The organism is Halothiobacillus sp. (assembly GCF_028710545.1).
GTDB lineage: Bacteria > Pseudomonadota > Gammaproteobacteria > Halothiobacillales > Halothiobacillaceae > Halothiobacillus.
In genome coordinates this window covers 1-15,228 of the sequence record NZ_JAQTTX010000010.1, presented here as the reverse complement: position 1 = coordinate 15,228, position 15,228 = coordinate 1, and the positions used below count along the sequence as shown (strand labels likewise).

Annotated in this window: 10 protein-coding genes and 1 pseudogene; 8 read left to right on the top strand and 3 right to left on the bottom strand. The window is 59.0% G+C overall.

The genetic code is table 11. From position 1 onward, the window contains the following. Nucleotides 1-265 precede the first annotated feature (265 nt). A complete protein-coding gene (locus tag PHD44_RS03145) occupies nt 266-1,681 on the bottom strand; it encodes an ATP-binding protein (protein ID WP_300187977.1) in 1,416 nt (471 codons plus the stop codon). Next, nucleotides 1,678-2,463: a response regulator gene (locus PHD44_RS03140; RefSeq protein ID WP_300187975.1), complete on the bottom strand. Its 786-nt coding sequence runs from the start codon at nt 2,461-2,463 to the stop codon at nt 1,678-1,680. The genes PHD44_RS03145 and PHD44_RS03140 overlap by 4 nt, the downstream gene beginning before the upstream one ends. A 156-nt stretch (nt 2,464-2,619) precedes the next feature. Between PHD44_RS03140 and PHD44_RS03135 the strand changes: the two genes are divergently transcribed. From PHD44_RS03135 to ribF, 5 genes are all read left to right on the top strand, one after another. Continuing rightward, nucleotides 2,620-3,993 carry a TolC family protein gene (locus PHD44_RS03135; RefSeq protein WP_300187973.1) on the top strand — a complete coding sequence of 458 codons (1,374 nt, stop codon included), beginning with the start codon at nt 2,620-2,622 and terminating at the stop codon, nt 3,991-3,993. A 9-nt stretch (nt 3,994-4,002) separates the two neighbouring features. Beyond that, nucleotides 4,003-5,145: an efflux RND transporter periplasmic adaptor subunit gene (locus PHD44_RS03130; RefSeq protein WP_300187971.1), complete on the top strand. Its 1,143-nt coding sequence runs from the start codon at nt 4,003-4,005 to the stop codon at nt 5,143-5,145. Next, on the top strand, nt 5,145-8,249 hold the full coding sequence (locus tag PHD44_RS03125) for a CusA/CzcA family heavy metal efflux RND transporter (protein WP_300187969.1): 3,105 nt from the start codon (nt 5,145-5,147) through the stop codon (nt 8,247-8,249). Before PHD44_RS03130 ends, PHD44_RS03125 begins: the two co-directional genes overlap by 1 nt. Continuing rightward, nucleotides 8,246-8,551 (top strand): DUF3240 family protein, encoded by a 306-nt coding sequence (locus PHD44_RS03120; RefSeq protein WP_300187967.1) that lies wholly within the window; start codon nt 8,246-8,248, stop codon nt 8,549-8,551. The genes PHD44_RS03125 and PHD44_RS03120 overlap by 4 nt, the downstream gene beginning before the upstream one ends. 71 nt (nt 8,552-8,622) lie before the next feature. After that, the gene (ribF, locus tag PHD44_RS03115) at nt 8,623-9,567 is read left to right on the top strand and encodes a bifunctional riboflavin kinase/FAD synthetase (protein WP_300187965.1); all 945 of its coding nucleotides are present in this window, start codon (nt 8,623-8,625) and stop codon (nt 9,565-9,567) included. A 26-nt stretch (nt 9,568-9,593) separates the two neighbouring features. Here the strand turns inward: ribF and PHD44_RS03110 are convergent, their stop codons facing one another. After that, nucleotides 9,594-13,079, bottom strand: coding sequence for an EAL domain-containing protein (locus tag PHD44_RS03110; protein WP_300187963.1), 3,486 nt, complete (start codon nt 13,077-13,079; stop codon nt 9,594-9,596). Nucleotides 13,080-13,414: 335 nt separating this feature from the next. On the opposite strand from PHD44_RS03110, the gene PHD44_RS03105 reads away from it, so the two are divergent. The 3 genes and pseudogenes from PHD44_RS03105 to PHD44_RS03095 form a co-directional block, all read left to right on the top strand. Then, on the top strand, nt 13,415-14,173 hold the full coding sequence (locus PHD44_RS03105) for a DUF2076 domain-containing protein (RefSeq protein WP_300187961.1): 759 nt from the start codon (nt 13,415-13,417) through the stop codon (nt 14,171-14,173). Then, nucleotides 14,157-14,981 (top strand): inositol monophosphatase family protein, encoded by an 825-nt coding sequence (locus tag PHD44_RS03100; RefSeq protein WP_300187959.1) that lies wholly within the window; start codon nt 14,157-14,159, stop codon nt 14,979-14,981. Before PHD44_RS03105 ends, PHD44_RS03100 begins: the two co-directional genes overlap by 17 nt. Nucleotides 14,982-15,082: 101 nt before the next feature. Further along, a pseudogene (locus tag PHD44_RS03095) lies at nt 15,083-15,228 on the top strand (IS5/IS1182 family transposase); the annotation flags it as partial.

Here is a 15,228-nt window from a genome sequence, read left to right as displayed (position 1 = left end):
TAAGAGCGCGTGAATTTAAAGAAAAACAGGCCAAGAACACCCTGATTCATAAGTGTTAATCCACCACTTGCGCGGATCACCGTGCACGAGACGCCCTGCGTGAATGCACCGTAAAAACACAAATTAAATCCGATTGCCCGTCAAATGTACTTTTTTGGTGCAAAAACACTAAAAATCACGCTTGCCGGTAAACCCCGCATAGAAAAGGTGCGCCCAATTAACCGCACCGGTTCGCTCGTTTACAAACTACGCTTAAAGTAGCGACTCATACTTCGCTCGATGAAAGCAGCCGAACGGGCGCGACACTGGCCGGCAGGCGAAGGCAGGCCGCCAACCCTTTGGGCATGGGGCCGTCTGGCAAATAAGGGTGCTCGCCCGGAGTATACAAATCCAGTTCCCACCCTTGTGCTTGTGCCAGCGCCTGCGCGAGACTCAAACCCAATCCGTATCCCGTCACACCGGAACGGGCCTCATCCTTGCGGGCAAAGGGCTCGCGCAAGCGGATAATTTCCGTCGTTGTCAATCCGTCCCCCTCGTCTTCAATGCACAGTATTTGTGCATCGGCCGTGCGCAGGCAGCGCAACGTGATGGGTGGGCGGCCATAACGATGCGCATTTTCGACCAGATTATCCAGAATCCGTTGCAGGCTATCCGTGGCAACATCGATTTCCAATGCGGCGGAGGGCTCATCGACAACAAGGGAAATTGCCGTGCCCCGCTGCTGCCATGCGGCGACAAATCGAGTCAGCCACAAATGCAACGGGGTAGGTTCGCTGGCAGACTGGCTTACCCCGCGGGCAATTTGCAGGACTTCGGCAATCAAACGATTCATCTGCTCGATATCAGCCTGCATCCGGGTTTGCAGATCAGGATCAATTTCGTCCTGCGCCAATGCCAGACCGAGACTCAAACGCGTCAGTGGCGTGCGCAAATCATGCGAGATACCCGCCAAGAGGATGGTCCGGTTCTCCAGGAGTCGGGCCACTTCGGCAGAGCGCCGATTAACCGCATCGATCAGCACTCGGGTTTCCTGCGGCCCCGTCAAGGGGAGGGGGGCATCGGGCAAACCTCGACTGACCTGCTCGGCAAGCTGACTGACCGGCCGAGTCAACCGCCGCGTCAAAAACAGCGCCTGGATAAGTGTGAGCAGGATACCGCCCACCAGAATGGCACCAAGCGTGAAGGGAATACGGTAACCCACGCGATCACGGGAGAACTCGAACCGCAGGACATCATCGGCCATCGGCAATTCCAGCCAATACCCCGCCCGATCGGGCAACACCCCCATGTAAACACACTCCCCGGTAGCATTATCCCTGGTGCCGGGCGGGCAGGCATTCAAGCGTCGCACGACCGCATCGTGCAGAAAACGCACATAGGGCAGCAAGGTGCCGTGTTGTCGGCTCAGCGTTTGAATTTCCTCGATCTTCAGACCGTGCTGTGTTTTCAACTCCGCTGCCAGCGATGGTTGCGCATCTTTGGGTAACTCAACCCAGGTCTGGGCCGACAGCACAATCAAGGCCGCAAGATCATCGGCTGAATGCTTGGCCATCGGCACCATGGCGAACCAAGTCACCGCACTCAAGGCAAAGACAAGAATGAAACTGACACTGCCCACCAAAGCCAAGGCGGTAGTGGAAAACAGGCTCCAGACACGCGGTGGGCGCGATTTTCGAATCACGTCGGCTCGCCCGCCGCCGCAGGAACATCCGGAGAACGCGGGCTGCGGCCCGATGGCGCGAACAGATACCCTTCGCCCCAGATTGTCACGAGATAACGCGGCTCGGCAGGATTCTCCTCGATTTTCCGCCGCAGACGGGTGACGCGCACATCGATACTGCGATCGAATGCCGAGCGCTCGTAGCCTTTCAGATAATCCATGATCTGGTCGCGGTTGATGACCCGGTTCGGTCGCTCGATGAAGAACTGCAACAACTGCCATTCGCCATGCGTGAGATCCAGCGCCTCGTCATGCAGGAACGCCTGCCGTGTCTGCACATTCACAGCAAAATCGCCGACCCGCGTGCGGTGCGCCTTCTCAACATGCGCATCCGGCTCGATACGATGACGGCGCAGAACGGCTCGAATCCGCGCCAGCAACTCCCGGGGATTGAAGGGCTTGGGCACATAATCATCCGCACCGATTTCCAGGCCGACGATCCGATCGATATCCTCGCCTCGCGCCGAAAGCATAATGACCGGCGGCCGCGTTTTTGGATCAAGGCGGCGCGCGATGCTCAAACCATCCTCGCCCGGCAGCATGATGTCGAGCACAAGCAAATCCACGCGCGGGTCCGCAGCCAGCGCGGTATCCATTTCAGCCCCACTGCCCACCATACGCACATCGAAACCCTGCTCACGCAGATACCGACCGAGCAACGTCTGAATGCCCGGATCGTCATCGACCACCAAAATACGCGGCGCATTGGGCGAAATGGCCGAATCGTGGAAAGTGTCTGTCATCACGCAATTACCTGCCATTATCTAAAATCTGCCATGGATGGCAGGAGGGCAGAGTGTCCCCTCTGTGCCGACAAGCGTCAATCATCACCGGCCAGTCGTTACAAACTGAAACATCCATGAAACACCAACGCTACAGTCATCGCGTTTAATACACCCATGAAAAAATCAGTCAGTACAGGGGCCACGCCCCATCTTAAGTGCATCACCACAATCAGTGGCGGCCGGTGCGTTTTCGCTCTGTCCGTTTCCCATCGAATGCTGCGTGCTTTGCTGGGTCTGGTATTGGGGGCGGGCGTGCTGTCAGGTACGGTCATGGCAGCCACACCAAGCCCTGTCGAGCAGCCCCATAAAAGCTGGGCGCAAGTGCTTATGCAAACGGAACAGCGGATTTCACAGAATCTGGTGACCGAAGCGGATAGAACGCGATTCGCAGCGGAACAGGCGCGTGCGAATGGCATTCTGGCTGGCGCTCCGGTCGTCGATGGCCTGTATCGTAGCGATCGGCTGATGAGTGATTTCGGTTCCACCGAAATGCAGCTCGGAGTCCGCCTGCCTTTGCGTCGTTTCGGCCAGTCTGACGCATGGCGTTCGCTTGCTGAGCAGTCTGCACTCAATGCCAGAACACGCACCGAAGCCAACCGGCTCGTCCTGCTTGGCGAATTACGCCAGATGGCTTGGGGTTGGCGACAGGCCGAAGTCGAACTGGCAACGGCCAAGGAGCGTAACCGCATCATGCAGCGCGACCTCGCTGCCGTCACAAAGCAGTTCAAGCACGGCGAAGCAGCCGAGGTCGACCGCATGAGTGTTGAAAGCCGGGCCTTGGCCGTGCAAGAGGCGGTCACAGCCGCCCAGATGCAACTGGACACCATCCAGACCCGTTGGCAACAGTTAACCGGCACCAGCCAACTGCCTTCCGATCTCGGTCAAGTCACTTCGACTGAACAGGCCCTGTTGAACAATCCTGAACTGAACACGCCCGACGGCTTGCTCGCACAGCAGCCACTGCTGCGCCAGATGGCGAGCGAAGTCGGCATGAGCACGGCCCGCATTGATGCTGAACGCGCGGCAGGCGCTGGCGCCCCCGAAATCGGCCTGGGCGTAAAGCGAGACCGGGGCGACCGTGGAATACCCTATGACAACAGCCTGCAACTGACCTTGAGCATCCCGTTCGGCGGTCAGAAATACCGCGATCCAGCCCTGGCCGAGATGGCGCAGCAGCGCGCTACAGCTCAGGTCGCGCTGATCAAGAACACACAGCAGATTCTTGGCGAAGTCATGGCGCTGCGCCAACGCATAGCCGCCTGGCCTTCACGCCTGGCGCAACTCGACCGGCGGGCTGCGCTGTCAGAAAAAACCCTGACGCTCAAACAAAAGGCGCTTCGTCTGGGTGAGCTCGACTGGACAAGCTTGCTCGTTTTTGAACGAGATACCGCCGAAGCCCGTCTGCAAGCCCGGCTGGCGCATATCGCCTATCGTGCCGACCAAAGCAGCCTCAAACAAACACTGGGCCTGATGCCCGCCGCAGAATAGGAACTTTAGATGAACATACGCCCTACGCACGCACCGATTACCCAGGCCTTACTCGCCGCCACTGCGGTTACGGGCATGGTCTTCTGGCTGGGCACATCCTCGGCGAGCTTTGCTGCCACGCCAGACACCGCTGCACCCTCGGCAATCACCATTCCCGATGCGATGCGCACCAACCTGAAGGTGCAAACACAACCACTCGTATTTTCCTCACAGATACCCGTTACCCAGGGTTTGGCAACCATCAGCGCCGCATCAAGCAATCAGGCCAGCATGCAGGTTTCCGCCCCGGCCGATGGGCAAGTGGCGGGCACGTTGCCGCAAGTGGGGCAGGTCGTGCAGGCGGGCGAAACACTGTTTGAGATTACCAGCGCCCAGCTTGGTGCCGCCCTCTCGCAATGGCAGATGGCCCAAGCCAAGGTCACACTCGCTCAGCAAAACCTGAACCGCGATTCGGCCTTATTCAAAGATGGGCTGATCGCAAAAAAACGGCTTGAAGCCACTCGTGGCGAGGCGCAGATGGCGTCAGCCGAACTCAAGGCTGCGGCCGCGCGTCTGAAGGCGGCGGGTGCCGATAATCCCGAACAGAACATGGGCATCAATCTGCCCGTGCGCGCACCGATCACGGGTGTGATCACCCAACGGATGGTCATGCCGGGCGAGCGTGTCACCACCGGGCAATCCCTGTTCGATATCACCGCGACACAGGATCAGTGGTGGCTTTTGGCCATTTCCCCGAGCAAGGCACCATCCGCCGGGCAGAAGGCCGAACTCAAAATCGCCGGCTGCCCTGAATCCGCCCCCGTTTCGCTGATGGATCTGGCGGTCGATCCGGTAAGCCAGCTCATTACCCTGCGCGCGCGCCCGAAATCACCCTGTCCAACCCTGCGCCCCGGCCAGATCACGACTGCCACCTTATGGCTTGAACAGGATAAACCCGCCGTATCTTTGCCGATAAGCGCATTAACCGAGCTAAATGATCGAACCGAAGTATTCGTTCAACGCGGCCAAAACTATTTCTCGATCCCCGTCAGCCGTAAAGGTGAAGCGGGCGGGCAGGTCTTTGTATCCGGCTCGTTTGAATCGGGCGATCGCGTGGTGACCTCAGGTGTCAGCCAGCTCAAGGCATTGGCTCTCGGCATGGGGGCGGAATAATGTTGCATCGTCTGATTGCCTTTTCGCTCGCCCAGCGCCTGATGGTGCTGCTGGTCGCCATGCTGGTGGCCGGTTTCGGCTGGATGGTCTTTTCCACCATTCCAATCGACGCCTACCCGGATATTTCGCCAACCCAGGTACAGATCATCCTCAAAGCCCCCGGCGTCACACCGACGGAAGTCGAAACCCGCATTACTGCGCCACTGGAGACATCCTTACTGGGCATCCCGAACCAGACCATGCTGCGTTCGACCTCCAAGTACGGGATCTCGGTAATTACGCTCGATTTTGCTGAAGGCACCGATATTTACTGGGCGCGGCAGCAGGTGAACGAAGCCTTGTCTTCCGCCCGCGGTGATTTACCTGCCGGCACGACTGGCGGCGTCGCCCCGATCACGACACCGCTGGGCGAGGCCTTCATGTTCACGCTCCAAAGCCCCACGCTCTCGCTGACCGAGCGGCGGCATCTGCTCGATTGGGTGATCCGCCCGGCGCTGCGTGCGGTCAAGGGCGTTGCCGATGTGAATTCACTGGGCGGCTTTGTGCGCACGTTCGAGGTTATCCCGAACCCGACGCAACTGGCAGCACAGAAGCTGACAACGGATGATCTGATGCGGGTCATCGAGCAGAACAACCGCAATGACGGCGCCGGACGGCTGGACGTGGGCGAAGAAGCCTGGCTGGTGCGTTCCGAAGGGCGGATCAAGACGCTGGATGATCTGCGCAATCTGGTTATCACCCAGCGCAGCGGCCAGCCGATTCATGTGCGTGATGTCGCCACGGTGCGCATCGGCGCGATCACACGCCTGGGCGCCGTGACGCACAGTGGCAAGGGCGAAACCGTTGAAGGTCTGGTACTGACCCTGCGCGGCGCCAATGCACGCGCGGTCGTGGCGGGTGTCCAGCAGCGACTGGCCGAAATCAAGCCGAGCCTGCCGCCCGATCTTAAGATCAACGTATTCTACAACCGTGCCGATCTGGTCAATGCCGCCGTGCATACCGTCAGCAAGGCCTTGCTTGAAGCCGTGGTGCTGGTGCTCATTCTTCTGATTCTTTTTCTGGGCAATCTGCGCGCTGCCGTTACGGTCGCGCTCACCTTGCCGATGGCGGCGCTCATCACCTTCATCCTGATGAAGCAGTTCGGCATGAGCGCGAACCTGATGAGCTTAGGTGGCTTGGCGATTGCCATCGGGATGCTGGTGGATGCCGCCGTCGTCGTGGTCGAAAACACCGTGGCGCATCTGGCCGAGGCGCACAAACACCCCAATCTGCCGCGCCTGCACATCGTGTATCGCTCGGTGCGTGAAGTCGCCTCCCCCGTATTTTCCGGCATTATCATCATCATGCTGGTGTTCCTGCCGCTGCTGTCGCTGCAAGGGCTGGAAGGCAAGCTGTTCTCGCCGGTCGCGCTGACCATTATCTTTGCGCTGGGTGCCTCGTTGGTTCTCTCACTCACGCTGATTCCGGTGATTGCATCCTTGATCCTCGGCAAGGTGACCGATCACGAACCCTGGCTTGTGCGCAAACTGCACAAGATTTATGAGCCCAGCCTCAACTTTGCGCTGAAACGCCCGTGGCCTGTCGTGGCGGTGGCCATCGCGGGGCTTGTGGTGGCGGGCCTGCTGTACACCCAGATCGGGAAAACCTTTATGCCGAATCTCGATGAAGGCACGATTGTCATGCAGGTGGAAAATCTGCCTTCGACCAACCTCGGCACCACGATCGCGCTCAATACAAATATTCAGAAAACCCTGATGGCGAAAGTGCCGGAAATCGCGCAAATCGTAGCGCGCTCCGGCTCGGATGAACTCGGCCTCGATCCGATGGGTCTGAACGACACCGATACGTTCATCATCCTCAAACCCAAGGATCAGTGGCAAGCGGCCAGCATCAATGAGGTGCGCGAAAAAATTCGTGCCGTGCTCAGCACGCTGCCCGGCTTTAATTTCGGCTTTACTCAACCAATCGAAATGCGAGTCTCCGAAATGCTGACCGGCGCGCGCGGCGATCTGGCCATTAAAATTTTCGGCAGCGATCTGACGGAACTCAACGCGGTCAGCAACGAGATCAAATCCGTCGTCAGCGCGATTCCCGGCGCTCAGGATGTGGCCACCACGGATAACGAAGGACTGTTGTATCTGAATGTTGCCGTGAACCAGGCCGCTGCCGCACGGAACGGGCTGTCCGTCAATCAACTGGAAGATATCCTGCGCGCCCAGATTGAAGGCCAACTGGCCGGTATTGTGCAAGAAGGCGCAGCGCGCACGCCCATTTTGATTCGTGCTGATGCACTGACCAATGCGCCACAAAAACTGAGCTCTTTACCCATTGCACTGCCGAACGGTACCGTGCAACCGCTCTCGAATCTGGCCATTGTCGAACGTACCACCGGCCCGGTTTTCGTTACCCGGGAGATGGGCTCGCGCTTTGCCGTGGTGCGTGCCAATGTCTCCGGGCGCGCGCTCACCGACTTCGTTGCCGATGCCAAGAACCAGATTGCCGAGAAGGTGGAGCTGCCGACAGGCTATCGTCTGGAATGGGGCGGCCAGTTCGAAAACCAGCAACGCGCCGCCGCACGCCTGGCGGTTGTCGTACCCATCGCACTGGGGCTGATTTTCGTGTTGCTGTTCACCACCTTCAATTCCGTTCGTCAGGCCACGCTGGTGTTTGCCAACATCCCGTTTGCCCTGATCGGCGGTGTGGTCGCCCTGTACATCAGCGGGGAATATCTATCGGTTCCCGCATCGGTCGGCTTCATCGCCCTGCTGGGGATTGCGGTGCTCAACGGGCTGGTGCTGGTTTCCTACTTCAACCAGTTGGCGGCACAGGGCATGGACATCGAACAGGTGGTTCGCCAAGGCGCGCTGCGTCGATTGCGACCCGTCATGATGACGGCTTCCATTGCCGCCCTGGGTCTGGTGCCGCTGTTGTTCGCAACCGGCCCCGGTTCGGAGATTCAGCGGCCACTGGCGATCGTGGTCATCGGTGGGTTGGTCACTTCCACCCTGCTCACGCTGATCCTGTTGCCGATCCTGTATAAACGCTTCGGCCAATCATCCGATCAGCGCAACGCGCAACAACCATCACCGGAGGCCAAGGCATGATACCCAATGCCCTCATACTCTCACTGATCGCGCGGGAATCCCTTGAGGCCGAGCTTGTCGATCAATTAAGTGAGCTTGCCGACTACCCGCTTTTTTTGGTGAGCAATGTGCGCGGACACAACGACACGCACCATGGCCTGAGCGTCGCGGAGCAGGTTGAAGGCACCGCGCCACTCATCCGCATGAGCCTGTTTACCGATGAGGCCACCGCGAACCGGATTATCGACCACTTGCGCGCGTACTTCTCGAATGCGGGCATCCGCTGGTGGCGCATTCCGGTTGAATCGGGGCTGATCGAATAGCCTCGTTTTGCCCGGCCCCCCGCGTTTTGTGATAAAACATCGGCTCGATCGATCCACCCACCGAGCCTGTTATGCAACTGATTCGCGGTCTGAGTGCCTTGCCCGCCTTCCCGAAAGGCTGCGTGGTCACACTCGGTAATTTTGACGGCGTTCACCTGGGCCATCAGGCCGTACTTCGGCAGGCCGCCGATCAGGCCCGAAAATTCGGGCTTCCGCTTGTCGTATTGATCTTCGAGCCCCTACCGCGCGAATTTTTCGCACCACATGCTCCGGTGGCCCGCCTGACGCGTCTTCGGGAGCGTGTGGCATTCATCAAAGAGCTTGGCGTGGTGGATGTGTTGCTGGTGCTTCGATTCAATACGGCCTTTGCCCAACTCACTGCCGAAACCTTCGTCGAACGCGTACTGGCGGAAGCCCTTCACGCGCGCCACCTCGTCATTGGCGACGATTTTCGTTTCGGACAGGGCCGACAAGGCGATTTCGCCCTGCTCGAACAACTCGGGCGACGATTTGATTTTTCGGTGCAGGCCGCGGCCACCTGGGCGCTGGATGGCGAACGCGTGTCCTCCACCCGCATTCGCGCTCTGCTGGCCGAGCGCGATGTGGCCGGTGCGGCGCGTCTGCTGGGTCGCCCGTTCACGCTCTGCGGCCGGGTGATTCACGGCGACAAACGCGGGCGGCAACTGGGGTTCCCGACGGCCAATGTGGCACTTCACCGCAGGCTGTCGCCGCTCAGAGGTGTTTTTGCCGTGACCACCACGCTGCCTGATGGCACCGTCGTCAACGGCGTGGCGAATGTAGGCACGCGCCCGACGGTCGACGGACAGGATGCCCGACTGGAGGTACATCTGTTCGATTTTGATCGGGATATCTACGGCAAGCTGGTACGGGTCGCCTTCTTGCACCCCATCAGGGACGAGCAGAAATTCAACACGCTGGAAGAACTGATCGCACAGATCACAAAAGACAGCGCACACGCACGCAACTGGCTGGAAGCAAGGGCAAACCCAGCCTGAACAACGGCAACCAACACCGTATGGGATTACAGCAGGATGGTGCCCTCGCCGATCAGACGATCTATGTCTTCGATCGGCCCTGGTCGTCCGAATAGATACCCCTGATAAAAAACGCAGCCATTTTCCGAGAGAAACTCTCGCTGCTCCGCCGTTTCGACACCCTCTGCAATCGCCTGAAGCCCCAGAGAGCGGCTCATGGCCAGTATGGCGCGCACGATCGCCGCATCGCTGGGATCGACGGCCAGATCACGCACGAACGATTTGTCGATCTTGACCTGCGTGAGTGGTAAGCGCTTGAGATACGACAACGACGAATAGCCGGTGCCAAAATCGTCCAGCGAGAAGCCGACACCAAGCTCGGTGAGTTCACGCATTTGCGCCACGACGACATCGACCTCCTTGAGGACAGTCCCTTCGGTCAGTTCCAGTATCAAGCGAGCGGGATTCGCCTCATGGTCGCTCAGACTCTTTCGCAGGCGATCGACAAAATCCACCTGCCGGAATTGCCGGGCACTGACGTTGATCGACAAGGTCAGATCACGGCTGAGCGGGCTTTCGCCCCATCGTTTCAGCTGGGCACAGGCCGTATCGATAAGCCGTTGACCAAGTTCCAGAATCAGCCCGGTTTCCTCGGCCAAGGGGATGAACTCGGTAGGCGGGACCTGTCCAAGCTCGGGCGACTGCCACCGGATGAGCGCCTCCACGCCAACCAGACGCCCGATCTGATCGACTTGCGGCTGGTAGTGCAGAATGAACTCGTCTCGCGCCAATCCTTGGCGTATGGCGGCTTCCATGGCCGAAATCGTTTCAATTTCGGCCTGCATCGCCGGGCTGAAGAACCGAACCGTATTGCGACCGGCATCCTTGGCCTGATACAAGGCGAGATCAGCATGCCTGAGCAACACATCCACCGGGTTCTCCTGCCCCAGAAACAGGGTGAGCCCGATACTCGACGTGGTGTGATATTCCGTATTCTGCAAACCCAGAAGATAAGGCGCACTCAGGGACGCTCGAATCTTTTCGGCCACTTGCTTCGCACGGGTTACCGCTGCCGCGTCTTCAAACCCCAACCCTTCGAGCAACACGACATACTCATCGCCACCTAAACGGGCTACGGTATCCTGCTGGCGCACACAGGCAGAAAGACGCCGTGAAACAGCCTGCAAGAGCAAATCGCCCATATGATGGCCCAAGGTGTCATTGAGCCCTTTGAATTGATCCATATCCAGCATCATGACCGCGCCATATTCGCCCCGGCGCTGGCTGGAAATCAGTGCCTGATTCAGCCGGTCGGTCAAAAGGCGTCGGTTGGGCAGTTGTGTCAACGGATCGAAATAAGCCAGCTGACGGATCTCGTCCTCCGCCCGTTTCTTATCGGTTATATCGAGGAAAATCCATAACGATGCGCCTGTCGCCACTTCAAGAGAAGCGCCGCTGACATCGCACCATACCGGTCGACCATCCACCCGCAGCAGTTTCACTTCACCTCTGTAATTGCCTTCAGCCTGAATGGCCGGGTAGGCCCGCGCACCGAATTGTTCGTAGGTCGCCTCGTCCTTATAGAGTTTGCGGGTAGATAGGCCATTGAGCGCGCCATGCCCGTAGCCCAGCATGTTCTCGAATGCCCGATTGGCCCAGATGATCATACGATCCTGCACACGCACAATCCCGACCAGGGTGTTATCCAGCATGATGCTCTGCTCGTGCACAAGCTGCCGGACCCGGGCTTCGGCCGCCAGCCGTTCTGAAATATCGTGAACGATGGAAAACAGCATCTTGCGGCCATCGATGTCAATGGGCGTGGTATGCACTTCAACCGTGTGCACGCTGCCATCGGCCAGCCGATGAGGAAAGATAAAATAGCGACGCGACTCGTTCGCCGCCCGTTGGCGCTCTGCCGCCACTTCCTCATCAGTGAACCGATTGATTTGCGAAATATTCATGTGGCACAGCGCCTCGTGCGGCCAGCCATAGAATTGGCTGGCCGCCGCGTTGGCATCGAAAATACCGCCTGTCTGTGCGTCGATCAGCAACATCACCGCGTTGTTGTGTTCGAACATTTGGCGAAACCGCGCTTCGCTTCGCGATAGCGCCTCAGCGTTTTTGCGGGCATCGGTCATATCGATGCCGACCGTTACGAGGTACTCGGGCGCCATCTGATCATCCAGCAGGAGCGTGGTGCTCCAGTCAAACTCATGCCGTTTACCCGAACGATCGAGCCAGGGCATGTCAAGACGCGCGGGAATATCCTTGGCCAGAAAACGCTCGAACAGCACTCTGATGTCGGCGCGCTGATCCGGCGGCAAAAAGCGTTCCCAATAAAACGGCTTGCCGACGACTTCTTCGGCCGTGCAGCCGGTCAATCTCTGGGCTTCGAGATTGAAGCGTATGATTTCGGCCTTGCGGTCGATCACCATGACGACAACCCCCGCCGAATCCAGAATTGCCCGATTGAAATTGCGCTCTTGTTTAAGATCGTGGGTGCGTGTCCGCACGGTGTCCTCGATCAGCGCCTGCCGACGTTCCTTCTGCCGCAAATACACGGCCAGGAGCACCGAGAGCAATAAGCCCAGAACCAGAGTCGCCGTACTCGCCGAATGGTGAGTGGACAAGGCGGGCGAGCGCGGCAGGGCCACTACCGTCCAGGTTCGGTTGGCCACGGTCAATGTACGGGTCAGCTGGTGCGGGCTGGACAGCACCTGCGAGATATCGGCAGATTCTCCACCCGGATATAAAAGCTGTGGACCACCTTTGGCCGAGTTATCGAAGATCACAAGCCGCACCGCTGGATGGTAAGCGTCGTCCTTTGCCATCAGTCGATCGAGCCGGAATACCCCCAGAACAAAACCGCGCACCGGGGCGGATCGATGCTCCGCCAAACGTGAAGTGGACGCAAATACGGGCCGAAAAACCAGAAAGCCGTTTGCCTTGACCGAATCCTGAACCAGCGAGATCCGATCCGTCGCCACGGGCTTGCGCGTCTCGATCGCGCGTCTCATGGCAGCGCGCCGCAGCGAATCGGCCCAAAGATCAAAACCCAAAGCCGCTTCGTTACCGCGATAGGGGGCAAGAAAATACACCGGAAAATACTCCGGGCGCTTGGCTGCGGGAATCAATGCCCCGGAGGCGTCGCGCTCGGTAAATTCAAATGCCGGGAATCCATCCAACCGCGCCGCGGCGGTCACGGCGGCCCGTTCTGCATCCGGCACCCGAGGCACCCATTCAAGCGCGGAGATGGGTGAACCGTCATCGAGGAAGGGGGAAGCCAGGCGCTGAAACAGCGCGCGGTCCACCTGGCTGGTCGCATCGAAATAAGCACCCAGCGCGTCGAGATAATCCAGCGACAGGTGCATACTGGCGGCCAGGTCCTCTATCCGCTCGGATGCGTGGACCTCAAACTCGATATCGGCGGCGCGCTCTTCCTGCCCGCGCAGCACAAAAAAGGCGGTCAGCGTAAACACAACGGCCAGTGCAAAACCAAAAATCCAGTGCGCATTGGCGCGTAATTTCATACCCATAGATACCCGGGGCGGATTGATAACACCGATCTGAAAAAATAACGTATAAATCACCTTTTGCCGTAAAAGCCGAAACCAGCGCTCCGGCCCGGCCGATCCGAACCCGACCCGACCGGTATTCACGCCTCATTCGGCATCATGGCAACCCAGGCGGGGATTCTCACATAGATTGGCGGCCAGTGGCGACAAAAGGTAAGTCACAAGAAAAACGGGGAACCGTAGGTTACGATCGGACTCCAATCAAACGCTGAATGTGCCATTCTGGCGCCCGGATCAAATCGGATATTTTTGCACAAACCTTATTCTGGCTTAACCTGAGGAGAGGACAGATGAACCATCAAGAGCGCACCCTGTTGAACAACCTGCTCAATAACCTGCGCGAGGCGGCCCAAGGCATGCCCCCCTCGGCACAAGACCCCGAAGCGGCACAAATGATCCGTGACACATTCACGGCAGCACCCGATGCGGCCTACCTGCTCGTTCAACGGCACCTGCTACTCGAAATGGCCCTGGAGCAGGCCCAGGCCCAGATCAAGGCCCTACAGTCGCAGGCATCCGGCAGCTTCCTTGGTGGCACAACGCCCCAGTCTATGCCGAACAACCCCGTACAGACCAATGCCTACGGGCAGCCCATCGGCCGGGCTGAACCTTCTCCCCTGCCAGCCGCCGCTTCAGCCGCCAACTCAGCGGTGCCTTCTTCCCGTGCGGCCTTCGGTGGCGGTTCGTTTCTCGGCACGGCGGCAGCCACCGCAACCGGCGTTCTCGGGGGCGCCCTGCTGTTTCAGGGCATCGAACACCTGATGGGTGGTGGTTTGGGTGGCGGTGCGCTGGCGGGCAATCAACCGACAGAAGATGTCACGAATATCACGGAAAATGTGTATGGCTCCTCGCCTGACACAAGTGCGGATGCGAATGCCGGCGGCTGGGATAATAGCGGCATGACCGATGCAGGTAGCGGCTTCGATGACCCTATGGCAGACCCGATTGACCCGATGCAGGCGGACAGCAGCGGAATGTTCGATCAGGACGACGCAGGCGGCGGGTTCTTTGATGGCTTGTTTGGTGGCGGCGATGACGACTGGGTTTGATTGGCATGCCGATTGGCCGCAAACCCGCGACGCCATGCGTCGGATTGCCCGCCAGCACATGAATACGGCGGCAACCGGGGTCGAGACCAAGGCGGATGGCAGTTGGGTTACTGCCGTCGATCATGCAGTTCAAGCCGCCGCTCGGAGCTGGCTGGCCGAACATTTCCCCACCATCGGTTTTCTGGGCGAAGAAATGACCGACGAGGAGCAAAGCGCTGCGTGGAGCCGTTGCCTTGCGGGAGAACAGGCTCTGTGGGTCGTCGATCCATTGGATGGCACCAGTAATTTCCGTGCGGGCTTCCCGGTATTCTCGCTCACACTGGCGCTGCTCGACCGCGGTCAGGTCATCGCCGGGCTCGTCTATGACCCCGTGCGCGACGAGCTGTTTCATGCCCGCCGCGGCACTGGCGCCTTCCTCAACGAAACCCGTCTGGACGTAAGCAAACTACCCGAACTGCCGTTGGCACGTTGTCTGGCCATCGTCGATTTCAAACGCCTGGATAAAACGCTGGCTTGCCGCCTCGCCGGGGACGCACCGTATGCCTCGCAGCGCTCCATCGGCTCGGTCGCGCTGGACTGGTGCTGGCTTGCCGCCGGGCGTGTTCAGGTTTATGTGCATGGCAAACAAAAACCCTGGGATTATGCCGCAGGGCAATTGATCGCGCTGGAGGCAGGCGCATCCTCGGCCGCGCTCGATGGCCACCGTGACGCACTGGATGATGCACTCAAACTCGCACCACGATCGGCAGTTGTGGCTGTTAGTGAATCGTTGATGGACGAGTGGTTGGGCGTGTTACTGAATGCTTGATAAGCCTGTGATCAATATCTGGGCACCTCGAAAAACCCCATCCATTCCCCACAGCATCCGGTAAAATTCGATTCATCTGACCACCATCTCTTTTGCTTCCAATGAAACGACGCAGCGCCATTAAGACCGACCTATTTGCCGACCAGCATCACAAGCAGACCATTGACAAGCTGGGCGACCCACTCAGCGAGATCGCAGCCTGCATTGACTTTGCGGCCTTGGCTGCAGAAGTTGACCGCATTGCGCC